Raw genomic sequence first — 22,025 nt, 5'->3', positions numbered from 1 at the left:
CGCGAGAGAAAGTTGCGCTACAATACGCGCCTTGCCGGAGAGGTGCGGCGCGGTTTGAGCGCACTTTTCCCGGTGTTGCTGTGTGTGAAGTTTGTCTGTAAAGCGTGGAAGCGTGGCCGAGCGGTTTAAGGCACTAGTCTTGAAAACTAGCGACGGGGTGACTCGTCCGTGAGTTCGAATCTCACCGCTTCCGCCAAAAACAGCACCCCGGCTTGTCTGCAACCCTCTGCTTCAAATTCCCCGCCCCCGCACCAAGCCATTCACACCGCCAGTTCGTCCGGCGAATGGGTCTTGAGCCAGTCGGCCAGAACCACGTCGATTCGCGTCTGCCACCCCTCACCCGACGCGCGAAACGCCTCCACGACCTGCGGCGAAAGTCGAAGCGATAGCGGAATCTTCGTTGGCGCCTTTTGAGGACCGCGAACGCCCGTCTTCGCCCGCAGCGATGCGGGTAATGCAGCGCCTCCGCGCTTGAACGTTTTGACGTCCGCGGCCGTCAGTTCGCGTACTTCTCCACTCTCATCAATCATGGGCTTACGTGCTGGCATAGTGATTCACCTCTCTCGAATTAGCCTTCCGAAAACTGATTACACGGATTCCATCATGGGTTTCAGTGAAACAGAGAACATGCAAGCGTTCGTCGAGATAACCCAAAGCGACGTACCGTACTTCGCTATAAACACGCCGGTCGTCAGTGCCGATCAACGCTGTCTCGAAATTGAATTCTGCAGCCCGTTCGAACGATAAACTGCGTTCAGCGATGTTACGGGCGCTCTTATTCACATCGAAGGAGACTTGCATCGATCAAATTGTATATACAAAATTCGCTCTGGACTAGGCTTTTTGTATATACAAAGATCGGAGTGAGGCGCATCACACCGGCAGTTCGTCTGGCGAGTGGGTCTTCAGCCAGTCGGCGAGCGCAGCGTTCAGGCGCGATTGCCAACGCGGTCCGGTTGCGCGAAACGCTTCGAGCACTTCGTTGTCCAGGCGGACAGTGGTCGGTGTCTTCGTGCTGCCTGGAGGGCGCCCCCGCCGAACCACCTTCCCACCGGCGCGTAACTCCGCGCCAGCGATCCAGTCATTGGTGATTTCGGGCGCATCGTCGGGATCAACCCAAATGCGGGGTGAGTCTTTTAGTTTCGCGGTCATTTGCTTTCCTCATGCTTATGATGCGGCGGTCCGCGCCGCGGGGTGTCCAAACCAACACGACAATCCGGCCGTGTAACCAGCCCGCAGTCGTGAATCGTTGTTCCCCGTAATCGGAGCGCAAGTCTTGTTGCGTCAGCGTCAAGCCCGCAAAAACCTCGGCAGCAAGCTCAAAGTCCAGTCCGCGTTCACTAAAGGTTTTGTCGCGCTTCGCGCTGTCGTAGATAATTCCCATCCAATTATTGTACTAACATAAACTCAAAAGCAACGTCATTTTTTGTTAGTACGAAAATTAAATCTAGCTCAATAAAAAACCCCGCGTCGTCACCGATGCGGGGCTAGCGTACCCAAACACGCCACCAAACCTCACCCCACATCCGGCTCGCCCTCTCCTGGCTTCTTTCCGGGCTTATCGCTTGGAGCCTGTTTGCGGTCGTCATCGGCGCGCTCGGGCATCTTGCTTGCCTCGTTATCGCTATGCTCGGCGGGCTTCGGTTTTTTCAGATCAGTAGAATCGCTGCTCATGGTTCTCTCCTTGCGCATCAAAATGCTGTGGACATGCAAAATGGGGCAGCAAGACCCGGACCCGCCGCGTATTGTTAAGTATGAGTGCAACGAATTCGTGGAGCCTCGCCTGCCATGACCTCATGTTTGAAAATCGCGCGCATCGCGCTGACCTTATCGATCGCGGCAGCCATCGCCGCCTGCACGATCACCCCGCCGCCCAGCGCGCTCGAACCCAAACCGGCCGCCGCCGTGAGCGGCGCGACGCTCGACCAGTACAAGGTACGCGTCGCGCAACACATCTTTGATCACAATCCGTCGCTGGTACTCAAGGGCACGCCGCAAGCGATGCTGCGCTCGCTCGTCGTGGTCGCGTTCACCGTGGACCGCAACGGCCGCGTGATCCGGTCAACGGTCTACCGGACCAATGGCGACGACGAAGCCGAAGCCACCGCTCTCGCGTCGCTGCGACGCTCATCGCCCTTGCCTACACCGCCCGCGCGCCTGCTCGACGGCAACGGCCACCTCGATTTGTTCGAAGACTGGCTCTTCAACGATAACGGCCAGTTCCAGCTACGCAGCGTCCATTCACCACAAGCAACCACCATCGATTAAACGGAACCAGCGGAACTATTGGTGCACTCAGCAATACGGTTTCCTTGCCGGCCGCGGCGCACGGTCGTTATAATTTTCGATACCCCACGCCGGCCATGCCGGCAAAGCCGTCGTCGTCGCCCATCCAGCGCTTGATCGACGCGCCTGACCGTCCGACTCCGCGACATACCGCGCGCAGTCCAACGCCGTTCGTTTTATCGCCCTACACCGCCTCGAGCGCCCAGCGCCCGTTGCACGTTGTACGCTACACGCTGCGCATTCAATACAAAGTGTCCCGACGCGCGTTCCCATTCATGGACGCGACACGAAGGGCGAACCGGAGACGCCATGTCATCAGCCTCACCATCGGGCTCACCCTCGGGCTCCTTACCCGCATCGCCCACAAGCGACGCGAAAATGAGCACTTCCCGCGTGATCTTCGCGAGTTTTATCGGCACGGCGATCGAGTTCTACGATTTCTATGTCTACGCGACCGCCGCTGCACTGGTTATCGGCCCGGTCTTTTTCCCGCATAGCTCGCCCGCCGCGCAAGCGCTGTCGGCGTTCGTGACGTTTGGTATCGCGTTCATCGCGCGGCCGATCGGCTCGTTTATCTTCGGCCATTTCGGTGACCGCATCGGACGAAAATCAACGCTCGTCGCGTCGCTGCTCGTGATGGGCGTGTCGACCACGCTGATCGGCTTCGTGCCGGGCTATGCAAGCATCGGCAGCCTCGCGCCGGTGCTGCTGTGCGTCCTGCGCTTCGGTCAGGGCATCGGGCTCGGCGGCGAATGGGGCGGTGCAGCGCTTCTCGCCACCGAGTACGCGCCGCAGAACAAGCGCGGCTGGTTCGGCATGTTCCCGCAACTCGGGCCGTCGGTGGGTTTCCTGGCATCGAATGGATTGTTCTTCGGGCTGGCGCTCTCGCTCACCGATGAACAATTCCGTAGCTGGGGCTGGCGCGTGCCGTTCCTCGTCAGCGCGGTGCTGGTGGCGCTGGGACTCTATGTGCGTCTGAAAATTGCGGAAACGCCGGCGTTCCGTGAGGCTATCGAGAAAAAGGAACGCGTGCGCGTGCCTATCGCGACGCTGTTCGGCCAGTACCTGAAGCCAACGATGCTCGGCGCGATCGCGATGATCGTCTGCTATACGCTGTTCTATATCTCGACGGTTTTCTCGCTCTCGTATGGCGTCTCGACGCTGCATTTCACGCGCGAGAAATTCCTCGGCCTGCTGTGTTTCGCGGTGATTTTCATGGCGATCGCGACACCGCTTTCCGCATTAGCCAGCGATAAATTCGGCCGCCGCCCGGTGCTGATCGTGGGGTGTATCGCGGCTATTCTGTCCGGCTTCACCATGGCCCCGCTGCTTGGCAGCGGCAACACCTACGCGGTCGCGCTGTTTCTCACCATCGAACTGTTCTTGATGGGCGTGACTTTCGCCCCGATGGGCGCGTTGCTGCCCGAGTTGTTCCCGACCAACGTGCGCTACACCGGCGCGGGTGTCGCGTATAACGTGGGCGGGATCCTGGGGGCGTCGGTGGCGCCGTACATCGCGCAATTGCTGGCGAATCGCGGCGGTCTGGCGTGGGTCGGCGGGTATGTATCGGTCGCGGCAGCGATCAGCCTGCTCGGCGTGTTGTGTATGCGGGAAACGCGGGACATCAAGCTTTCGTAGCGCGTTTGCGTGCCGGCGAGACTTGTAAAGCTCATCGGCGCGCATGTTTCGCACTCACTCTCTCATCGGTCACGCCGGTTAGAAGCATGCGCCGGAACTGCCGGATGTTTCGGCTGACGCGTCCGCTGCATCTCCAGCCGCGCCTCCTTACGGTCACGCCAGAACGCTGCCAGCCAGATCAGGCTGCCAATCGCGATGGCGTCGCCGCTCAGCCCCGCTATCCACTGGTATTGCCCGAGCGACACGACTCGCAACGCTGTGTCGATAACCAGCGACATGCACGCGCCAGCAATAAAACATACCAACCCCTGCTTGCCGATGTTAACCACGCTCGGCAAGCTCTTCGCCAGCGCCTTGATCCATCCGGCGTGCACCGCCTGAGCGAACAGCCACGCGATCACCACGAAACTCACAATGCGCAGGCTCGCCAGGTTCTGCTTCATGTATCCGGGCGGTGCTTGCGTCTCCAGGAACAGCTTCGCGAACGCAAACGTCAGGAACACGGCAATTGCCGCTCGGGTCATCCAGCGAGCGGTTTTCGAATCGTGAAACTCGGCGGGGATCGGCTGCACGCGCGCCAAAATACCGAGCGCAAACATCAGTTGCCACGCGAATGGATTAAAGGACCACCCTTCCGCGTACGCCGAGGGTAGCCATTGCGCGAGCGACGATGCAAAAAGCCATACGCCAAGACTGCCGAACAGCGCGACCACCGGCTTGCGTTCGGCCAGCGGCACCACGAACGGCACGGCGAGCGCGAACATGGCGTACATGGGCAATACGGCCGATAAATACGGCTGATGCCGCAGCGTCGCGACATCAAACGTCAGCCCCAGCGGTCGCGCCAGGAACGACGGCCATTCGGTGATCTGCATCATCGGGGTGTCGATGCGCAGCCACATCAGCAACGCGCCGCCCAACAGCATCATCACGGCCGTGAAAAGGTACGCCCGATAAATCTCCCAGCTACGCTTCAGGAAGCGCCGGCGCGCGGCCCCGTGACTCCGGTTCGATGCCAGCGTTGTATAAGCGGCTGCCGATGCGTATCCCCCGAGGAACACGAAAACCTCTGCGGAATCGCAGAACGCGTAACTGTGGAGTGTAAATTTGGATAAGACGCTTCCCGAAATGTGATCGACGGCAATCACCAGCAGCACGAGTCCCCGGAAAAAATCCACTTCGAGAGAACGGCGATTCGGGGAATTCATAAATGCAGCTCCGTCGATAAGGCTTGCCCTGCGCGGGAAAACGCCAACTCGGGTTAGTACGGACAGCGCCCGGAAAATTCCCATCAGATCATTAGATAAATGCAAGCACCGGGCCATTGACTATTTTGGCGCAACTTGCGTACCGGCACGCGGTGCCTATACTCAACAAACACTCAACAAAGTCTGAACATTCGTGAGGCCAGCGTCATGCGCATTCATCTTCAAAGTGCTGATGTTGTTGCAATAATCGCCATTGCGCTTTTCACCGCACTCATGCTGGCCGTGCGTTTCCGGACGACAAGCTGGCGCGGGATCGTGCTGCAGGCGCTGATTGCAAATGCGGGCGCCATCGCCGCCGTAGTCGCTTTCGAAGTAATGACAACCTGAGCTTCAGTAAGCGCTTCACGTCCCGCCTAATACAGTAATCGATAAAACTTTCAAACACCCTGGGTTATCGTTGAAACGTTTGCGTGTCATTCAAAAACCTGAATAAAACATTACTTGTTAATTACGTTCTTCTCTCCGCTCTCGCCACCCCGACGAGAGTGTTTTGGGGCGTCGGCTCAGAGCCGCGCCCCATTTTCTTTTCCAAAGCCCGTTCAAGGTGGAAATCGCAGGCACCAATCGGCTGGATTATTGCGACAACTCGGTATAATCACTCCTTTGCCGACAGCCGGTCGCATGGCTCACTGCACATGATTCGCGCTTTACGCTCTCTCCCCCGATTTACGCTTCGACGTGCGCGCAGCCTCTGGTACCGCTACGGCATATTCTGGGTTGGCGCAATCGCGGTCGGACTAATCGCGGTGTTGTACGCGAAGCTCATCGACTGGGGCTATAACGCGTTTCGCGCCGTTCAGCACGACCATGTCTGGTTGCCGCTGATCCTGACGCCGGCAGTGGCCGCGTTGTCCGTCTGGCTCACGCGAAAGTTCTTTCGGGGCTCGGAAGGCAGCGGCATCCCACAGGTTATCGCCGTGTTGCACAGTCCGCCCGGACTGGGTACCCGGCTGCTGTCGCCAGCCATCCTGATCGCCAAGATGGGGATCTCGTTCATCGCGATCCTCGGTGGCTTCACCATCGGCCGCGAAGGTCCGACCGTCCAGGTCGGCGCAGCATTGATGTACAACCTGCGACGGCTCTTTCCCCGCTCAAATGCCCGCATCGAACGGCAACTCGTGCTGGCTGGCGCGGCGGCGGGGTTATCCGCGGCGTTCAACACGCCGCTCGCCGGCATTGTGTTCGCGATCGAAGAACTGACGCGCAGCTTCGAAGCGCGTACGAGCGGCGTGCTGATCACGGGGATCATCCTCGCGGGTATCGTGGCGCTCGGCCTGAACGGCAATTACACCTATTTCGGCACGATCGAGGTCAGCGCGCATTTCCCGAGTTTGCTGGCGGTCGCCGTGCTGCTCACGGCCATCGTGACGGGTATCGCGGGCGGCGTGTTTTGCTGGTTGCTGCTCAATACGTCCAAATGGATTCCGGCGCGTCTGCGCGAAATGCACGCAACACGCCCGGTCGTGTTCGCCACGCTCTGCGGCTTGATCATCGCCGTGGTCGGGCTTGTGTCGGGCGGCACGACCTTCGGCAGCGGTTACGCCGAGGCCCGCGGCCTGCTCGAAGGCCACGAGCAGCTCTCGCCGCTGTATCCGCTGCTCAAGATGGTCTCGATGATCGGCTCGTACCTGCCCGGCATTCCGGGTGGCATTTTCGCGCCGTCGTTATCGATTGGTGCAGGCTTCGGCAACGTGCTGCATATGGTCTTCAGCCACATGCAGTTGTCGATGCTGATTGCGCTCGGCATGGTGGGTTATCTGGCCGCCGTCACGCAATCGCCGATCATGTCGTTCGTGATCGTGATGGAAATGATCAACGGTCATGCGCTGGTGATTTCGCTCATGGCAACCGCGTTGATTGCGAGCCGGGTGTCGCGCTTCTTCTCGCCGCCGCTTTACGAAGCGTTGGCTGAGCGCTACATGACTCCACTGCCCTTGCCCGTGCCCCGGGCATCGCCCGAAGTGCCGGAAACACCCGTCGAAGACGAAGAGCCGGTCACCAAATAAAGCTCAGGCAAACTTAATAAACGTAGATGCGTGGCACCGGATGGTAAGCATACGGATGCGCCGGCACGACAATACAACCAGCCAGCAAGGTTGCGAGGAAGCCAATAATCAATAGTCTGGTTTTCATGTGGAACTCCTGAACGGGTTCATCGGATTCGGGCGGCGTTTAACGGGCCGCCCGCGAGGCTAGCGACGTATTGCAGCCGTCAGGCTCAAGCCCAGTGTCCGGCCATCCAGCGCCATGCACCGCCGCGTGCGATCCAGTGTCCCGGCACCCAGTGATACCCCACGCGTTCGACTTGCCAATGCCCCGGATTCCACACGTATTGGCCATGTTCCCAGCGCCAGTGGCCGTTGTCCCACACGTAACCCACGCGTGCCGGCGGGACGGATTCAATGCGCATGGGCGGCGGCGCATTCGGCGCCACGATAATCACTTCAGCCGACGCGCTTCCGGCTACTGCCGCAACGCCGGCCAGAACCATAGCCGCTTGGGCAATGAACAAACGTATTTTCATGATCGGCCTCTTGAGTTGGTCGCCTTGTACTGGCGATACACACTCAATGCGCGAGGACACCGTTTAGCCGACAGCGCTCGTGTAACCGCGATGGCTAAACTGCAACGGAATATTGATGTAAGTCACGTATGCGACTTAAAGGTGCAAGCGCGAATGTGAAAAGGCCGGAATCAAGCGATTCCGGCCTTTGGATGCTACGCGCCAAGGAAACCTTCAGCGCTGGTTCAAACCGTCATCCACCTTCAAACCGATGGAATTTCGATCTTCACTTCGAGTACTTCGAGATCATCCTGACGTTCGAGGCTTACCCGGATATCGTCGCTAGAAATCTTCACATACTTGGAAATCACGGCAACGAGTTCTCGTTGCAACGCCGGCAGATAATCGGCGGGCGCATGTCCGCCCGCTCGCTCGTGCGCGATGATCAACTGCAAGCGTTCCTTCGCGACCGAAGCGGACTTCTTTTTCTCGCCCAGCAAAAACGAAAGAATCGACATTGCGTCCCCTTACTTGTTGCCGAAGATGCGTTGCAACAGACCTGGCTTCTGATAGTCGGTGAAGCGCAGGGACTTTTCTTCGCCGAGAAAGCGCGAAACGATGTCCTTGTAGGCTTCAGCTACATCAGTGCCATCGAGGTGCACGGCCGGCAGACCCTGATTGGACGCATGCAAAACCGCTTCCGATTCAGGGATCACGCCGATCAGTTCGATCCGCAAAATTTCCTGGATGTCGGTCAGCGAGAGCATCTCGCCTTCGCTCACGCGCTTCGGGTTGTATCGCGTGATCAACAGATGTTCCTTGATCGGCTCCTTGCCTTCAATCGCGCGCTTCGTCTTCGACGAAAGAATGCCGAGAATGCGATCCGAGTCACGCACGGACGACACTTCCGGATTCGTCACGATCAATGCTTCATCGGCGAAATGCATGGCGAGCAACGCGCCCGATTCGATCCCCGCCGGCGAGTCGCAGACGATGTATTCGAAGTCCATCGCGATCAGGTCGTTGATAATCTTCTCGACGCCGTCTTGCGTCAGCGCGTCTTTATCGCGGGTTTGCGAGGCCGGCAGGATGAACAGGTTCTCGCACTTCTTGTCCTTGATCAGCGCCTGGTTGAGGTTCGCTTCGCCCTGGATCACGTTGATGAGGTCGTACACCACGCGGCGTTCGCAGCCCATGATGAGATCGAGATTGCGCAGGCCGACATCGAAGTCGATAACAGCCGTTTTATGCCCCCGCAACGCGAGGGCCGATGCGAAGCTCGCGCTGGTGGTCGTCTTGCCGACGCCGCCCTTGCCCGAAGTCACCACAATGATTTTTGCCATTCCTGTACCTTGTGTTCGTCAATTAAATCCGCTGGCGTCCTGTCCTGATGCGCGCTGTCCCCATCAAGCGCGCCTGGCTGATACCTCTCAGGCCTCTCAGGTCAGACGCAGCGGTTCGATCATCAGTTTTTCTTCGTCGAGCCAGATCTGCACCGGTTTGCCCAAAACGTCGGGGCCGAGCGGCGTTTCCATCGTCCTGTAGATGCCGGCAATGGAGATCAGTTCCGGCTCCAGACACGTGCAGAAAATGCGTGCGTCGAGGTTGCCGTGCACGCCCGCGAGCGCCCGGCCACGCAACGGCGCGTAGATATGAATGTTGCCTTCCGCGATCACTTCCGCGCCGTAGCTCACCAGCCCCAGCACGACCAGATCGCCCTTCGCATACACCTGCTGGCCCGACCGCAACGGCCGGTCGATGATAGTCGTCTTCGGCAGCGGTGCGCTGGGCGCAGGCGTTTGCGCCACGGCCGCTTCGATCACAGCGGCGGCCTCGGTGTTCTCGACGCCCGCGTCCACCGACGGCTTTGGCGCACCGCGCCGGTCGCGTGCTTCAAGCAACGGCAGAGCGCCTTCAGACGCCCATGCCTGGTCCCCCGATGCAACTACACCGATCGGGCGCATGCGTACGCTGTCGAGCAACGCGGCGAGTTCGCTGATCGATATCCGCTCGTCGGCAGCCAGACGGCGCACGTCGATGGCGACGGTATCGTTCGCGAAAAACTCGGGAGTCGCTTCGAAGCGCCGCGTGAGTTCCGTTCGCAGCGCGTCGAGGTCGGTAGTCTTGACGACAAACAAAAGCGTGTCGACAGAGCCGCTGCGCAATTCGAAAAAGGGCGTTTTTTTGAGCGACATAGGTAAAGCCAAAAATTTTGCGTATTTTACAGGCGTGAGCGCAAGCAAACGGAAAATTTCAGATTGCCGCCCGACCGCAGGCAGCATGATGTGAAACGAGATAAGCGAGACAGGGGACGGCGAGATGAGCCGGGGCGGACCAAGCCACGCGAGCCGTGGCCAATCCCGCCGCGACGAATGCTGGCGGATCAGATGCTCAAGTCATGCGCTCAGGTCACGTGATCGCTCATTTGATCGCTCGTTTGATCGATCACGCGGCGCACGAGCAGCGTTTCATATTCCTCGGGATGCGCTGGAATCCGGCGCCGTTCACCGGTAGGACCAAAGCCCAGGCGCTCGTAGAAACGCATGGCGTTGCGGTTTTCGTCCGCGACCCAGGCAAAGACGTCGTGCACACGCCGCTCCGCGAGCCATTGCGTAGCGGCATTCACGAGCAACTCGCCACCCCGCAGATGCCTCACAGCAGGAGCCACCCACAACGCGTAGACGAATGCGCGCGGCTCAGCCGCTTCATCGATAAACGCACCGACCAAACCCGCTGGATGACCTTCGGTATACAGGATAAACGACGCGGTAACGGGTGAATTCGCGTGGCGGTCGGCCGTTTCGTCGAAGCTCGCGACGTCGGCGGACAAGGCCTCCTCCAGCGTCTCACCGAACGCGTAAGGCGCCTCGCGCAATGAGGCCGTGCGAAGCTCGCGCAGGACTGCACCTTGATGCGCGGTGATCCTGCGAACAGTTAGTGAAGGACTCATGCGGGTGTTTTTCTCTCAAGCTTTCACAAGCTTCTTAAGCTTTCTTAAGCCGGCTTGGTCTATTTAATAGCTTCAACCGAACAGGCGAACGAGTCAAATCATTATTGCAGTCGATGCACGAAGCGCCCTCACCGTGGATCTCCCGGCCCACCACCCGCTCGTTTATGGCGCTTTGCGGTGCTTCAGCGTGCATTAGGGCGCTGCGTATTCGCCGGTGCCGTCAGGCCACGGTGTCAGTAATTCGAAGCCGTCGTCGGTCACCACGACCATATGTTCCCATTGCGCCGACAGCGACCGGTCTTTCGTCGTCACCGTCCAGCCATCACGCGATTGCTGCGTTGCAGCGCGGCCCGCATTGACCATTGGCTCAATGGTGAAAACCAGCCCGGGCTTCAAACGCAATCCGGCCCCCGGTTGTCCGTAATGCAGCACCTGCGGATCCTCGTGATACACGCGGCCAATGCCGTGTCCGCAATACTCGCGCACGATCGAATAGCCTTCACGGTTCGACACGGTCTGGATCGCATAACCCACGTCGCCCAGCGTCGCGCCCGGACGCACCGCCCGAATGCCGGCGACCATTGCTTCATACGTCGTGTCGCACAGCCGTTTGGCCTCACGGCTCGGCGTGCCCGCGTAGTACATGCGGCTGGTATCGCCGAAATAACCGTCCTTGATGATCGCGACGTCGATATTGATGATGTCGCCGTCCTTCAGCGCCCGAGGGCTGGGAATACCGTGACAGACCACGTGATTCACCGACGTGCAAATGGTCTTCGTAAAACCCATGTATCCCACGTTCGCCGGGATCGCCTTCAGTTCTTCGACAATGAACCGGCTGCAGATCGCATCCAGCTCTTCGGTGGTGATGCCCGGCTGCACATGCTCGCCGATCATCGCGAGGACTTCTGCGGCCAAGCGCCCGGAAATACGCAGTTTTTCGATGTCGGCAGGCGACTTGAGTGTAATGGCCATGGAGCGTTGGTGTGTCGGCGCGCGATATCGATGTATCGCTGACGCATTATTTCAGGATGCCGGCGATGATAGCATCGGACGCTTTTCTGCTCTTTTTTCGGCCTTTCTCCGATGGCGTGTTCGATTGCCTTGCAGCTCAGCAACGTCATGCTTTAGGCTTGGTCCGGCTTGATTCAGTTTGCTTAGCGTGAGGTGCGACGGTTGTTTTGGCCCCTGATTTGCGGCTGTTTCTGTCCTGATGTTGCCTAGTTTCTTGCCCTGTTTCTACTGACGCCATTGCTTATGCCTTCACGCCGAGTTGTCCCGTTCACATCCTTGTTTGCGGCTGTGCTTGCGCTTGCTGCGTGTAGTTCCGCGAGCGTCCCTGAACTTCGCGCATCGAGTCCGGTGATCTATGTGTCGTCGCACCGCCAGCCTCGTGACGTGCTGAATTGCCTCGAGGACAAACTCCCTTCGGTGTCGACGTCAAAGCTGGGTAGCGCCTCGGAATTGCTGGTTGGCCCGAACGCATGGCTGGTCACGCTCACGCCATCGCAATACGGGTCGACGGTGAAGGTGCAAAAATCTTCCGAAGATTATGGCGGATTGCCCGAGCCGGAAATGCGCTTCGATATAGCGCGCTGTACAACCTGAATTTTGATTGGCATGAGCCAAATAAAATCCCCGGCGAATAATGATTCGCCGGGGATTTTTTAATACCATTAAACCAAACCTTAAATCATCAAAAGTAGTAGTGAACTCCGACGGTGACGCTGTTATTACTGCGCTTGGTTCCTTCATGACTGTCTGAATCAGCGGTCCATTCAGCTGCGACGCTTAATTGCTTCATGAACTTATATTCAACGCCCACGCCGCCATGAAGGCGCGCATTAGGCCAGGTTCCCGTCATGCCTAAACGCGCGTAGGGCATGATCGTATTGAATGGCATTCCGACCTTGAGATCGATACCGGCGTCTTTATAGGTGGTCGAACCGTGATGGAAATCGGCGAACACTTCTGCGCCGATCACGAACTGCTTTACGTCGAACCCGTAGCCTGCAGTCAAGCCAGGAAAAAACGTGGCATGGGACGGTTTGTTGATAACGCCAGACGCGTCAGACCAGTTCTCCCCCAGCTTGATACCGGCATAGGGGCCAGCAAACTCGCTTGCTTGAGCGCACGAAATGCCGGTCAGGGCGATGACCAATGTGGCGAAAAGTTTCTTAAAGTTGGACATGGGGATTGATGCATAACATTAAATCGGAAAGCAACGTTAATTGCCACTTTCGTGCACATTCATTGTGAATTTGATTTCACATAATTTTTATTGATCTGAATCTCGCAACGAAACGAAAGACTAAATTGCAGCGGCGTACAGAACCAATAAGAGCGATCCTAATTAACTGCCCTGGCGTTATTATTGATAACCTTTCATTTCAGAACAGCCAAAAGAGAAGGATGTCACTATGATTTTGTTCTTTATTTGCAACGATGACCAATAGAACACTCAGGCGGTTAATTTAATCGAATGCAACGAATTAACGATTTGAATCGGATATCGATATAACGCTGCGGCGCGCAGAGATAAAAAGTGACATCGCGTTTTCATTTTACGGAACACGCCCCCTTTCCCTGGATATTCCCACCGTAGCCGCCACCGGATTCTCACAACGGAAGTACACGCATGAACCACTTCGCTCTCAAAGTCCGCATGCGCTTGCTGACAACAGCCGTGGCTGCTGGATCGCTTTGCTTTATCGCAGATGCGCAAGCGACTGACCCCGCCGCTCCGTTCGCCGACACTCCCGTCCCGCTGTCTGTGGCGCCTGTGCATGTGTATCGGCCGCCCTCGATTATGGGGACGTCCCAGCCCGAAACCGGCCCAATACCCGCATCCGGCACCGACGATGGGTCGAGCCGGCAGACGCCCAGTCTCGAGAAACCGGACAACTGGGCCTGCAGGACATCGAATAACCTGTCGCGGAGTTCGGCCGGCAAAAATCCCGACGGCAAGTCGACCTTCGATATAGAACGCTTGCTGCCGAAGTGCTAACGAAAACGCACGGGGCAGAGAGGCCCTCAGCAGATTGCACGGCGTTAGAAAGGCAAAACCCCCGCTGATCTTGCGATCAGCGGGGGTTTTTGTATTTGGCGGAAAGGGTGAGATTCGAACTCACGGTACGCCTAAACGTACACTGGATTTCGAGTCCAGCGCATTCGACCACTCTGCCACCTTTCCATTTACTGCAACCGTTTAGCAGGCTATTACAGCCTTTTGCGGCCTTCGCTGAGCGGGTCGATGCTCGGCGAAGAGAAAGATTATAGACGACTCGGAATCGATTTCCAACCCCCTTTTTGTGAGCCGGTTACAACACGCCGGCTCAATCCGCCGCTTATTCCGCTTTCGGCACTTCCAGTTTTTCGACACCACGCATGTACGGCCGCAAAACCGCCGGCACCGTCACCGATCCATCCGCATTCTGGAAGTTCTCAAGCACCGCAACGAGCGTGCGCCCGACCGCCAGTCCCGACCCGTTCAACGTATGAACAAATTCGGGCTTGCCCTGCGCGTTCCGGAAACGCGCCTGCATCCGGCGAGCCTGGAATGCTTCAGTGTTCGAGCAGCTCGAGATCTCACGATAAGTATTCTGCGCCGGCAGCCAGACTTCCAGGTCGAATGTCTTCGTTGCCGAAAATCCCATGTCGCCGGTGCACAGCGTAATCACACGATACGGCAGTTCGAGCGTCTGCAGGATTGCTTCGGCATGCCCAACCATTTCGTCGAGCGTCTCATACGATTTTTCCGGCGATACGACCTGCACCATTTCCACTTTATCGAACTGATGCTGGCGGATCAGGCCACGCGTGTCGCGGCCATACGAGCCCGCTTCCGAGCGGAAGCAGGGTGAATGCGCGGTGAGCTTCACCGGCAACGCAGCGGCTTCGAGAATACTTTCGCGCACCGTGTTCGTCAGCGAAATCTCAGAAGTCGAAATCAGATATTGCGTGACCGTATTTTCCTCGCCGCCCTTCTCCACCCGGAACATGTCGTCAGCGAATTTGGGCAACTGCCCCGTGCCGACCAAAATCTCCGGATTCACGATATACGGCGTGTACGCCTCCGTGTAGCCGTGCTGCTCGGTGTGCGTGTCGATCATGAACTGGGCAAGCGCGCGATGCAGCCGTGCGATCTGACCGCGCAGTAGCGTAAAGCGCGCGCCGGAAAGCTTGGCGCCAGTCTCGAAGTCGAGCCCGAGCGGCGCGCCTACATCGACGTGATCCTTTACCTCGAAATCGAACGAACGCGGCGTGCCCCAGCGGCGCAGCTCTACGTTTTCCGTCTCGTCGCGGCCAACCGGCACGCTTTCGTGCGGCAGATTCGGTACGCCGAGCATCAGATCGGCGAGGCGTTTCTGGATGTCATCGAGTTGCGCCGACGACGCCTTCATGGTGTCGCCAATCCCGCCCACTTCCGCCATCACGGCAGCAGTGTCTTCGCCACGGCCTTTCATTCCACCGATCTGCTTCGACAACGTGTTGCGCCGCATCTGCAGTTCTTCGGTCCGCGTCTGGATCTCGCGACGTTCGGTTTCCAGTGCCGCGAACGCAGCGACGTCGAGGGTGTAGCCGCGCTGGGCCAGGCGCTGGGCGACAGCGTCGGGGTCTTTGCGCAGAAGTTGAATGTCGAGCATGGCAGGGCCGGTTCTTAGTAAGTACGAATCCGCGATTTTAGCTCAGCACCGAAGGGTTATTGGCGCGCTTTGACCGCGTTAGCCGTTCGGCCTGACGTTCGAGGCGTTTTCCGTTCCAGAAAAACCTGTCTTGGAATTGATCACTACGCTATTTATAAACAATGTCGCTCCACGCGGCGGCGATCACTTCTTCTCGCCTTTGTTCTCGCGCCGCCATTGCGCGTCCATCTCGGCCAGCCTCGCCATCTTCTCGCCGATCTTGCCCTCCAGGCCGCGCGGCGTCGGCTCGTACCAGTGCGGGTGGCGCATGCCGTCCGGCAGATACGTTTCCCCCGCCGCGAACGCATCGGGTTCATCGTGGGCATAACGATATTCATGCCCGTAGCCCAACTCCTTCATCAGCTTTGTGGGCGCGTTTCGCAAGTGCACCGGCACCCCGCGCGACTGATCCTTGCCGACAAACCGCCGCGCCTCGTTATAGGCCTTGTAGCCCGCATTCGATTTCGGCGCGACCGCCAGATAAATCAACGCCTGCGCCAAGGCCAGTTCACCTTCCGGCGTGCCCAGCCGCTCGTAGGTCTCGGCGGCATCGAGCGCGATCCGCCCCGCGCGCGGATCGGCGAGACCGATGTCTTCCCATGCCATGCGCACGATGCGCCGCGCCAGATAACGCGGATCAGCGCCGCCATCCAGCATTCGACAAAACCAGTAAAGCGTCGCGTCCGGATTACTGCCGCGCACCGATTTATGCAACGCGCTGATCTGGTCGTAGAACGCGTCGCCGCCTTTGTCGAAACGACGCAAATTCTCGGCAAGCGCGCTGCCCAGCAACGCGCCGTCGATATGCGTCGACTTCTGCTGCGCCGCCGCCCGCGCGACGATCTCGAGATTGTTGAGCAGCTTGCGGCCGTCGCCATCGGCGGAACCGATCAGCGCGTCGCGGGCTTCATCGGTAAATGTGAGGCCGCCCAGTTCGCCTTGCGCCCGGTCCAGCAACTCCGTGAGCTCGCTCGCTTCGAGGCTTTTCAGCACGTAAACAGCCGCCCGCGACAGCAACGCACTGTTCACCTCGAACGATGGATTCTCGGTCGTCGCGCCCACGAACACGAACAGGCCCGACTCCACGTGCGGCAAGAATGCGTCTTGCTGACTTTTGTTGAAGCGATGCACTTCGTCAACAAACACCAGCGTCTGATGCCCGTTCGCCCGATGAATCTGCGCCAGTTCGACCGCCTCGCGAATGTCCTTCACGCCCGACAGCACCGCCGACAGCGAGATGAATTCCGCGTGAAACGCCGCCGCCATCAAGCGCGCGAGCGTGGTCTTGCCCACGCCCGGCGGCCCCCAGAGGATCATGGAATGCGCTTCGCCGGACTCGAACGCGACACGCAGCGGCTTACTGGCGCCGAGCAGGTGTTTCTGGCCGATAACCTCGTCGATAGTGCGAGGGCGCAGACGCTCGGCAAGCGGAACATTGGCACGGTTTTCTTCGAACATGGCGCTCTGGAGGGTTTCCAAATAGGTCGGGTGGTGCAATTTGCGCAAAGACAGCGATAATCGTGCGCTTTTCGAGACGGACGCTGGCGTTGCTTCAAAATGAACGTTTCGCCTCGAAAAAACGCGAATCGAGCCGCAACGGGTGACGCAATTTGGCAATTATGACAGCCGCGGACGAACCGAAGAAACGCGCATGAACCGGGCCAAGCCCTACAAATAAGGACGAAACGCGAATGGGACAAGGAAACACTACCGGGAACACGACGGAGAACACGACAGCCACGGCCGGCGAAACCGGCGCATCGACTTACGCGCCGCTTCTGCCGGTCCCCGCCGCGCGCCGGGCGTTCGGCACATCGGACGCCTTCGCGTTGTGGTTTTCGCTCGGTATCGGCTTGCTGGTGGCGCAGGCCGGGGCGCTGCTCGTACCGGGCATGTCGCTGCCGCACGCGCTCGCGGCCATCGTGATCGGTACGGTGATTGGCGTGGTCTTGCTGGCGCTCGCGGGCGTGATCGGCACGGACACGGGCCTGGCGGCCATGTCGTCGCTGCGCCCTACCCTGGGGCTGCGCGGCGCGTCCGTGCCCGCGGTCATCAACGCGGTGCAACTGGTCGGCTGGGGCTCGTTCGAAATCATCGTCATGCGCGATTCCGCCGATGCCCTCGCCAAACAATCATTCGGCCTCTCCATGCCGCTGATCTGGACCTTGATCTTCGGCGTGCTGGCGACAACGCTCGCGATCACCGGACCGTTGTCCTTCGTCCGGCGCTTCTTGCGCACGTGGGGGATCTGGCTGCTGCTCGGGGGCGCGGGCTGGCTGACGTGGAATCTGCTGTCGAAACAAGACTTTGGCGCGCTGATGAACCGCCCCGGCACGGGTGACATGCCGTTCGGCGCGGGTATCGACCTAGTGGTCGCGATGCCACTGTCGTGGCTGCCGCTGATCGCCGATTACACGCGTTTCGGGAACAGCGCGGGCGGCACGTTCCGCGGCACGCTGTTCGGATATGGAATCGCGAACATCTGGTTTTATGCGTTGGGCGCGTTCTACGGCCTCGCGGCCGGCGGCGGCGATGCGCTGCTGACCGTCGCGCTGGCCCAGGCGGCGGGCGGGATTGCGCTGCTGCTGATTCTCATCGATGAAATCGACAACGCTTTCGCCGATATTCATTCGGCCGCCGTTTCCACCGGCACGTTCTGGGCGAAGGCCAGCGTGCCGTTGCTGTCGGCAGCGTTCGGCGCGTTGTGCACGCTGATCGCACTGCTCGTGCAGATGGGCAAGTACCAGAACTTCCTGCTGCTGATCGGCTCGGTGTTCGCGCCGCTATTCGGCGTGGTGCTGGTGGATCACTTTATCGTGCGAAAACGTCGCGTTGACATCGCCGCGCTCACCGATCCGCGCGGACCTTACGGGTTCTCCGGCGGTTGGCACGTAAGCGGGTTTGTTGCGTGGGCGCTGGGAATCGCGGCGTATCACGCGATCAATCAGTGGCTGCCGACTCTCGGCGCCACGCTGCCTGCGCTTGTGGTGGGGGCGCTGGCGTATCTGGCGTTGGTGGGCGGCCGCCGGGAGCAGCAACAGTCGTCAGCGACGTAGTGGGTGAATCGAGAGTAAATTCAGCCGGTCAGTCGAGCGTTAAGTCGGTCGCTGACTGGAGCGGAATTTTAAGCGGTGAATTGAGCTTAGATTCAGTCGCTGAATCGAGTGTAGATTCACTCGGCCGGGCGAGCGCAGAATCACGCGGTGAATTATGTAGCGTTGGGCGAGGGGTTCAAGCGTGATGACCATCAGATCCCCTCGCCTGCCTTGCAAGCCTGCCTGATCCACCTTTACTACGTCAGCCGTTGATCACATCCGCGCCCTTCGGCACGATGAACTTGAACTGATCGGCCTTCAGCGGCGGATTCTTCTCGATATTCGAGAACGTCAGCAAGGTGACATTGCCGAACACGTCGTGCAGTTCCATCGCTTCGAGATTGCCGTTCTTGAAGCCGATACCCACCTGCTGGAATTGCGTGTCCTGCGCTTTCGGCGTCAGTTCCAGCCAGTCGATGCCATCCTTCACGCCCGCGTCGCGCGACGTGAAATTCTTGTCGAGGTCGTTGCTGCCGAAGAGAATTGCAGCCGGACTCGCGCCCAGCGCATTGCCCAGCGCCCGGATGGTGACCTGGTTCAGGTCTTTGTCGTAGACGTAGAGCTTGTCGCCGTCAGCCTGCAGCACTTGCGCGTACGGTTTGTCGTACGACCAGATGAACTTGCCCGGCCGCGCGAACGTGAACGTACCGCTCGACGTGCCGCCGAGCCGCGACGCCATGCCCTGCGTAGCCGATGCCGCCGCTTTACTCGGCGCCTTCACCTCACGCTGGACAAAGTTGCCGTGCGCCGCGTGAACCTGCGCAATAAACGCCTTCAATTGCTCGGTACCGCTTGCGAAAGCCTGCGACGCCAGCAACATGGAAGCGCCGAAAACGACGGCTTTGACTGTGCGGCTACTCGACCGCAACGTTGCTCTCAAAGCCGATCTCAAAACTGACTGCATATAAAAACTCTCCAGATAACCTTATTCGGTTTCACGCGCCGGCGTGAGGATTTCGCGATTGCCGTTCGAGGACATCGACGAAACGAGTCCCGAATTTTCCATTTGCTCGAGCAGCCTTGCTGCCCGGTTATAACCGATCCGCAGATGCCGCTGCACAAGCGAGATCGACGCGCGGCGGTTCTTGATCACGATTTCGACGGCCTGGTCGTAGAGAGGATCGGCTTCGCCTTCTCCGCCCGCGCCTGCAGCGCCTGGCGCACCGTCCTCGCCATCGCCCAGCACGCCGCCCTCGAGAATGCCTTCAATGTAGTTCGGCTCGCCGTGCTCCTTGAGCTTGGCCACCACGCGATGCACTTCTTCATCCGATACAAACGCGCCGTGCACACGCACGGGCAACCCTGATCCCGGCGGCAGATAAAGCATGTCGCCCATGCCGAGCAAGGATTCCGCGCCCTGCTGATCGAGGATGGTCCGCGAATCAATCTTCGACGACACCTGGAACGCCATCCGCGTGGGCACGTTGGCTTTGATCAACCCGGTGATCACGTCCACCGATGGCCGCTGCGTAGCGAGAATCAGGTGAATCCCGGCCGCGCGCGCTTTCTGCGCAATCCGCGCGATCAACTCTTCCACCTTTTTGCCGACCACCATCATCAGGTCGGCGAGTTCGTCGATCACGACCACGATGGTCGGCAAGCGGTTAAGCGGTTCCGGTTCTTCCGGCGTGAGACTAAACGGATTCGGAATCTTCTCCTCGCGCTTGGTGGCTTCGTCGATCTTGTTGTTGAAGCCCGCCAGATTACGCACGCCCATCTTGCTCATCAGCTTGTAACGGCGTTCCATTTCGGCCACCGCCCAGTTGAGCGCGTTGCCGGCCTGCCGCATGTCGGTGACGACCGGACAGAGCAAATGCGGAATGCCTTCGTAGACACTCATTTCGAGCATCTTCGGGTCGATAAGGATCATGCGTACTTCGTCGGCGGTGGCTTTGTACAACAGCGACAGGATCATCGCGTTGATCCCCACCGACTTGCCCGAGCCCGTGGTGCCCGCCACCAACAAGTGGGGCATCTTCGCGAGGTCGGCGCATATTGGCTTGCCGCCAATATCCTTGCCCAGCCCCATGGTCAGAGGCGAAGCGGCATCGGCATAAACCTGCGAACCGAGGATCTCGGACAGGCGCACGGTCTGGCGGCGCTGATTCGGCAATTCCAGCGCCATGAAATTCTTGCCCGGAATGGTCTCGACCACCCGAATGGAGACCAGCGACAGCGAACGCGCCAGATCCTTCGCCAGCCCGACGATCTGCGAGCCCTTCACTCCAGTTGCTGGCTCGATTTCGTAGCGCGTCACGACTGGGCCCGGGTACGCGGCAACCACGGACACTTCGACGCCGAAATCCTTCAGCTTTTTCTCGATCAGCCGTGACGTGTATTCGAGTGTGTCGGCGGAAATGGTTTCCTTCACTTCCGGCGCGGCGTCGAGCAAAGCGAGCGGCGGCAGCGTGGAGTCACCGGGGAGATCGGTGAAAAGCGGCACCTGCTTTTCCTTCTCCACACGTGCCGATTTAGCCGGGGTGACTGGCGGCACGATCATCACCGGCTCTTGTTCCTCGATCTTCACGCGCCCGCGCACGACCTTGCCTTCGCGTTTCTCAGCCGCCACTTCGCCCAGCTTGCGGTCGCGGCCGGCTTCACGGCGCATTCTTGCGCCCGTGATGGTCGCCATGATGGCGTCGCCGGTTTTTTCGCAGACGGACAGCCAGGAGAAGTTGAAATACAGCGACAAACCGATCGCCAGCGCGATCAGCAGGAACAACGTCGCGCCGGTGAAACCCAGCGCATGGGACACGCCGTGCGCAACCGCCTCACCGATCACGCCGCCCGGCGCGCGGGGCACCTGCACCTTGAGCGACCACATCCGCAACGCTTCAATCCCGTCGCTGGAAACCAGCACCAGTACGAACGCGAACGCCTCGGCCAGCCACGTGCGATCTTTCGCCGGCGCTTCATCTGCCGCCTCGTGATTCGTGATCCGCCGATAATTCGCGATGATCCGCCGCACCAGCAACACGACCCACCAGTAAGCGGACAAGCCGAACAAAAGCAGCAGGATGTCTGCTGTCCACGCGCCCACGCGGCCGGCCCAGTTGGCGATCTGGTCGACTTGGGCGGCGTGGGTCCAGCTTGGATCGTGGCGGCTGTAGCTCACCAGCGCCATGAGCAGGAACACGCCGAGCGCGACCTGCAGGATCCATCGAATCTCGGTGAAAAGGCGCGACATGCGGTGCGGCAATGCCTGCGCGCTTGCAGAATAGGTAGCTTTTGCCATTGATCCGTAAGGCTTTCTGACCCGCCACACGGCGTGCGTCGGGTCGACAGGTTTAATGACGCATTGTAAACGCTGCGTTGCGATGATCGAGCAAAAATGGTCTGCGGTTTCACCCTGTAACACACGAGTTACACGCTGCGAGCGTTGGAGCGCGCTATGGCTGCGATTGAAAGGATCATTCGGCGAGCGTTCTTTAGCCCCTTTATAATGACGAATTCGCACCTAACTACAGGTCATCGGCAGCAGTGCGTGGCATGCGGTTCGCCGCCACGAGCGACTTTCCACCGTCCGCGCGCTCAAGCCGATATGAATCGTTTATCAGATCAAGGCGGATCACCGCGGATCAACGGTTCGGCCCTAACCAC

Annotated in this window: 24 protein-coding genes and 2 tRNA genes; 8 read left to right on the top strand and 18 right to left on the bottom strand. The window is 59.2% G+C overall.

The genetic code is table 11. The features are described from left to right. The first annotated feature begins 106 nt into the window (after window positions 1-106). Window positions 107-196, top strand: a tRNA-Ser gene (locus GSQ93_RS14780). Between the two features lie 64 nt (window positions 197-260). Here GSQ93_RS14780 and GSQ93_RS14775 read toward each other — a convergent pair. From GSQ93_RS14775 to GSQ93_RS37620, 5 genes are all read right to left on the bottom strand, one after another. Beyond that, a complete protein-coding gene (locus GSQ93_RS14775; RefSeq protein ID WP_158936422.1) occupies window positions 261-548 on the bottom strand; it encodes a BrnA antitoxin family protein in 288 nt (95 codons plus the stop codon). Continuing rightward, on the bottom strand, window positions 535-801 hold the full coding sequence (locus GSQ93_RS14770; RefSeq protein WP_158936421.1) for a BrnT family toxin: 267 nt from the start codon (window positions 799-801) through the stop codon (window positions 535-537). Before GSQ93_RS14770 ends, GSQ93_RS14775 begins: the two co-directional genes overlap by 14 nt. A gap of 72 nt (window positions 802-873) precedes the next feature. Further along, window positions 874-1,152, bottom strand: coding sequence for a BrnA antitoxin family protein (locus GSQ93_RS14765; protein ID WP_158936420.1), 279 nt, complete (start codon window positions 1,150-1,152; stop codon window positions 874-876). Then, window positions 1,112-1,384, bottom strand: a complete 273-nt coding sequence (locus tag GSQ93_RS14760; protein WP_158936419.1) for a BrnT family toxin — start codon at window positions 1,382-1,384, stop codon at window positions 1,112-1,114. Before GSQ93_RS14760 ends, GSQ93_RS14765 begins: the two co-directional genes overlap by 41 nt. 131 nt (window positions 1,385-1,515) lie before the next feature. Continuing rightward, window positions 1,516-1,674: a hypothetical protein gene (locus GSQ93_RS37620; RefSeq protein ID WP_174254621.1), complete on the bottom strand. Its 159-nt coding sequence runs from the start codon at window positions 1,672-1,674 to the stop codon at window positions 1,516-1,518. A gap of 114 nt (window positions 1,675-1,788) precedes the next feature. On the opposite strand from GSQ93_RS37620, the gene GSQ93_RS14755 reads away from it, so the two are divergent. Beyond that, entirely contained in the window at window positions 1,789-2,268 is a 480-nt protein-coding gene (locus tag GSQ93_RS14755; RefSeq protein ID WP_158936418.1) for a TonB family protein, read from the top strand. A 396-nt stretch (window positions 2,269-2,664) separates the two neighbouring features. After that, the gene (locus tag GSQ93_RS14750) at window positions 2,665-3,924 is read left to right on the top strand and encodes an MFS transporter (RefSeq protein ID WP_254073877.1); all 1,260 of its coding nucleotides are present in this window, start codon (window positions 2,665-2,667) and stop codon (window positions 3,922-3,924) included. A gap of 62 nt (window positions 3,925-3,986) precedes the next feature. Here the strand turns inward: GSQ93_RS14750 and GSQ93_RS14745 are convergent, their stop codons facing one another. Further along, complete coding sequence (locus GSQ93_RS14745) at window positions 3,987-5,132, bottom strand: OpgC domain-containing protein (RefSeq protein WP_158936416.1); 1,146 nt, start codon at window positions 5,130-5,132, stop codon at window positions 3,987-3,989. Between the two features lie 207 nt (window positions 5,133-5,339). Between GSQ93_RS14745 and GSQ93_RS14740 the strand changes: the two genes are divergently transcribed. Beyond that, complete coding sequence (locus GSQ93_RS14740; RefSeq protein WP_062080859.1) at window positions 5,340-5,519, top strand: hypothetical protein; 180 nt, start codon at window positions 5,340-5,342, stop codon at window positions 5,517-5,519. 308 nt (window positions 5,520-5,827) lie between these two features. Next, window positions 5,828-7,198, top strand: a complete 1,371-nt coding sequence (locus GSQ93_RS14735) for a chloride channel protein (RefSeq protein ID WP_158936415.1) — start codon at window positions 5,828-5,830, stop codon at window positions 7,196-7,198. Between the two features lie 212 nt (window positions 7,199-7,410). Here the strand turns inward: GSQ93_RS14735 and GSQ93_RS14730 are convergent, their stop codons facing one another. The 6 genes from GSQ93_RS14730 to map all read right to left on the bottom strand — a co-directional run bounded on the left by GSQ93_RS14730 (window position 7,411) and on the right by map (window position 11,620). Next, window positions 7,411-7,683: a YXWGXW repeat-containing protein gene (locus tag GSQ93_RS14730; protein WP_367889758.1), complete on the bottom strand. Its 273-nt coding sequence runs from the start codon at window positions 7,681-7,683 to the stop codon at window positions 7,411-7,413. 275 nt (window positions 7,684-7,958) lie between these two features. Continuing rightward, window positions 7,959-8,213 carry a cell division topological specificity factor MinE gene (gene minE / locus GSQ93_RS14725; protein WP_031359136.1) on the bottom strand — a complete coding sequence of 85 codons (255 nt, stop codon included), beginning with the start codon at window positions 8,211-8,213 and terminating at the stop codon, window positions 7,959-7,961. Between the two features lie 9 nt (window positions 8,214-8,222). Further along, a complete protein-coding gene (gene minD, locus GSQ93_RS14720) occupies window positions 8,223-9,038 on the bottom strand; it encodes a septum site-determining protein MinD (protein WP_031359135.1) in 816 nt (271 codons plus the stop codon). Window positions 9,039-9,134: 96 nt separating this feature from the next. Further along, entirely contained in the window at window positions 9,135-9,890 is a 756-nt protein-coding gene (minC, locus tag GSQ93_RS14715; protein WP_158936413.1) for a septum site-determining protein MinC, read from the bottom strand. A 209-nt stretch (window positions 9,891-10,099) separates the two neighbouring features. After that, window positions 10,100-10,645: a GNAT family N-acetyltransferase gene (locus tag GSQ93_RS14710; protein WP_158936412.1), complete on the bottom strand. Its 546-nt coding sequence runs from the start codon at window positions 10,643-10,645 to the stop codon at window positions 10,100-10,102. A gap of 192 nt (window positions 10,646-10,837) precedes the next feature. Beyond that, complete coding sequence (gene map / locus GSQ93_RS14705) at window positions 10,838-11,620, bottom strand: type I methionyl aminopeptidase (protein WP_158936411.1); 783 nt, start codon at window positions 11,618-11,620, stop codon at window positions 10,838-10,840. Between the two features lie 282 nt (window positions 11,621-11,902). Here map and GSQ93_RS14700 point away from each other — a divergent pair, with 282 nt between their 5' ends. Continuing rightward, on the top strand, window positions 11,903-12,253 hold the full coding sequence (locus GSQ93_RS14700; RefSeq protein WP_158936410.1) for a hypothetical protein: 351 nt from the start codon (window positions 11,903-11,905) through the stop codon (window positions 12,251-12,253). 88 nt (window positions 12,254-12,341) lie between these two features. Here GSQ93_RS14700 and GSQ93_RS14695 read toward each other — a convergent pair whose 3' ends face one another. Further along, window positions 12,342-12,836 carry an outer membrane beta-barrel protein gene (locus tag GSQ93_RS14695; protein ID WP_158936409.1) on the bottom strand — a complete coding sequence of 165 codons (495 nt, stop codon included), beginning with the start codon at window positions 12,834-12,836 and terminating at the stop codon, window positions 12,342-12,344. 447 nt (window positions 12,837-13,283) lie between these two features. On the opposite strand from GSQ93_RS14695, the gene GSQ93_RS14690 reads away from it, so the two are divergent. Then, window positions 13,284-13,652: a hypothetical protein gene (locus GSQ93_RS14690; RefSeq protein WP_158936408.1), complete on the top strand. Its 369-nt coding sequence runs from the start codon at window positions 13,284-13,286 to the stop codon at window positions 13,650-13,652. A gap of 96 nt (window positions 13,653-13,748) precedes the next feature. Here GSQ93_RS14690 and GSQ93_RS14685 read toward each other — a convergent pair. The 3 genes from GSQ93_RS14685 to GSQ93_RS14675 form a co-directional block, all read right to left on the bottom strand. Beyond that, window positions 13,749-13,838: transfer RNA gene (locus GSQ93_RS14685), tRNA-Ser, on the bottom strand. 154 nt (window positions 13,839-13,992) lie between these two features. After that, window positions 13,993-15,291 carry a serine--tRNA ligase gene (serS, locus tag GSQ93_RS14680; RefSeq protein ID WP_158936407.1) on the bottom strand — a complete coding sequence of 433 codons (1,299 nt, stop codon included), beginning with the start codon at window positions 15,289-15,291 and terminating at the stop codon, window positions 13,993-13,995. 183 nt (window positions 15,292-15,474) lie between these two features. Beyond that, a complete protein-coding gene (locus GSQ93_RS14675; protein WP_158936406.1) occupies window positions 15,475-16,788 on the bottom strand; it encodes a replication-associated recombination protein A in 1,314 nt (437 codons plus the stop codon). Between the two features lie 233 nt (window positions 16,789-17,021). On the opposite strand from GSQ93_RS14675, the gene cytX reads away from it, so the two are divergent. Then, on the top strand, window positions 17,022-18,386 hold the full coding sequence (cytX, locus tag GSQ93_RS14670; protein WP_158936405.1) for a putative hydroxymethylpyrimidine transporter CytX: 1,365 nt from the start codon (window positions 17,022-17,024) through the stop codon (window positions 18,384-18,386). 241 nt (window positions 18,387-18,627) lie between these two features. Here the strand turns inward: cytX and lolA are convergent, their stop codons facing one another. Next, window positions 18,628-19,329 (bottom strand): outer membrane lipoprotein chaperone LolA, encoded by a 702-nt coding sequence (lolA, locus tag GSQ93_RS14665; RefSeq protein ID WP_158936404.1) that lies wholly within the window; start codon window positions 19,327-19,329, stop codon window positions 18,628-18,630. Between the two features lie 21 nt (window positions 19,330-19,350). After that, complete coding sequence (locus GSQ93_RS14660) at window positions 19,351-21,660, bottom strand: DNA translocase FtsK (protein ID WP_158936403.1); 2,310 nt, start codon at window positions 21,658-21,660, stop codon at window positions 19,351-19,353. Window positions 21,661-22,025 lie beyond the last annotated feature (365 nt).

This window comes from Burkholderia sp. S171 (genome assembly GCF_009766085.1).
Classification (GTDB): Bacteria; Pseudomonadota; Gammaproteobacteria; order Burkholderiales; family Burkholderiaceae; genus Caballeronia.
The sequence above is the reverse complement of the archived record's forward strand: the minus strand, read 5'-3'. Positions and strand labels throughout refer to the sequence as shown.

Excerpts from the sequence above, each read along its gene's own strand:
- GSQ93_RS14775 (WP_158936422.1), bottom strand. The coding sequence starts at position 548 with ATGCCAGCACGTAAGCCCATGATTGATGAGAGTGGAGAAGTACGCGAA.
- GSQ93_RS14770 (WP_158936421.1), bottom strand. The coding sequence starts at position 801 with ATGCAAGTCTCCTTCGATGTGAATAAGAGCGCCCGTAACATCGCTGAA.
- GSQ93_RS14765 (WP_158936420.1), bottom strand. The coding sequence starts at position 1,152 with ATGACCGCGAAACTAAAAGACTCACCCCGCATTTGGGTTGATCCCGAC.
- GSQ93_RS14760 (WP_158936419.1), bottom strand. The coding sequence starts at position 1,384 with ATGGGAATTATCTACGACAGCGCGAAGCGCGACAAAACCTTTAGTGAA.
- GSQ93_RS37620 (WP_174254621.1), bottom strand. The coding sequence starts at position 1,674 with ATGAGCAGCGATTCTACTGATCTGAAAAAACCGAAGCCCGCCGAGCAT.
- GSQ93_RS14755 (WP_158936418.1), top strand. The coding sequence starts at position 1,789 with ATGACCTCATGTTTGAAAATCGCGCGCATCGCGCTGACCTTATCGATC.
- GSQ93_RS14750 (WP_254073877.1), top strand. The coding sequence starts at position 2,665 with ATGAGCACTTCCCGCGTGATCTTCGCGAGTTTTATCGGCACGGCGATC.
- GSQ93_RS14745 (WP_158936416.1), bottom strand. The coding sequence starts at position 5,132 with ATGAATTCCCCGAATCGCCGTTCTCTCGAAGTGGATTTTTTCCGGGGA.
- GSQ93_RS14740 (WP_062080859.1), top strand. The coding sequence starts at position 5,340 with ATGCGCATTCATCTTCAAAGTGCTGATGTTGTTGCAATAATCGCCATT.
- GSQ93_RS14735 (WP_158936415.1), top strand. The coding sequence starts at position 5,828 with ATGATTCGCGCTTTACGCTCTCTCCCCCGATTTACGCTTCGACGTGCG.
- GSQ93_RS14730 (WP_367889758.1), bottom strand. The coding sequence starts at position 7,683 with ATGGTTCTGGCCGGCGTTGCGGCAGTAGCCGGAAGCGCGTCGGCTGAA.
- minE (WP_031359136.1), bottom strand. The coding sequence starts at position 8,213 with ATGTCGATTCTTTCGTTTTTGCTGGGCGAGAAAAAGAAGTCCGCTTCG.
- minD (WP_031359135.1), bottom strand. The coding sequence starts at position 9,038 with ATGGCAAAAATCATTGTGGTGACTTCGGGCAAGGGCGGCGTCGGCAAG.
- minC (WP_158936413.1), bottom strand. The coding sequence starts at position 9,890 with ATGTCGCTCAAAAAAACGCCCTTTTTCGAATTGCGCAGCGGCTCTGTC.
- GSQ93_RS14710 (WP_158936412.1), bottom strand. The coding sequence starts at position 10,645 with ATGAGTCCTTCACTAACTGTTCGCAGGATCACCGCGCATCAAGGTGCA.
- map (WP_158936411.1), bottom strand. The coding sequence starts at position 11,620 with ATGGCCATTACACTCAAGTCGCCTGCCGACATCGAAAAACTGCGTATT.
- GSQ93_RS14700 (WP_158936410.1), top strand. The coding sequence starts at position 11,903 with ATGCCTTCACGCCGAGTTGTCCCGTTCACATCCTTGTTTGCGGCTGTG.
- GSQ93_RS14695 (WP_158936409.1), bottom strand. The coding sequence starts at position 12,836 with ATGTCCAACTTTAAGAAACTTTTCGCCACATTGGTCATCGCCCTGACC.
- GSQ93_RS14690 (WP_158936408.1), top strand. The coding sequence starts at position 13,284 with ATGAACCACTTCGCTCTCAAAGTCCGCATGCGCTTGCTGACAACAGCC.
- serS (WP_158936407.1), bottom strand. The coding sequence starts at position 15,291 with ATGCTCGACATTCAACTTCTGCGCAAAGACCCCGACGCTGTCGCCCAG.
- GSQ93_RS14675 (WP_158936406.1), bottom strand. The coding sequence starts at position 16,788 with ATGTTCGAAGAAAACCGTGCCAATGTTCCGCTTGCCGAGCGTCTGCGC.
- cytX (WP_158936405.1), top strand. The coding sequence starts at position 17,022 with ATGGGACAAGGAAACACTACCGGGAACACGACGGAGAACACGACAGCC.
- lolA (WP_158936404.1), bottom strand. The coding sequence starts at position 19,329 with ATGCAGTCAGTTTTGAGATCGGCTTTGAGAGCAACGTTGCGGTCGAGT.
- GSQ93_RS14660 (WP_158936403.1), bottom strand. The coding sequence starts at position 21,660 with ATGGCAAAAGCTACCTATTCTGCAAGCGCGCAGGCATTGCCGCACCGC.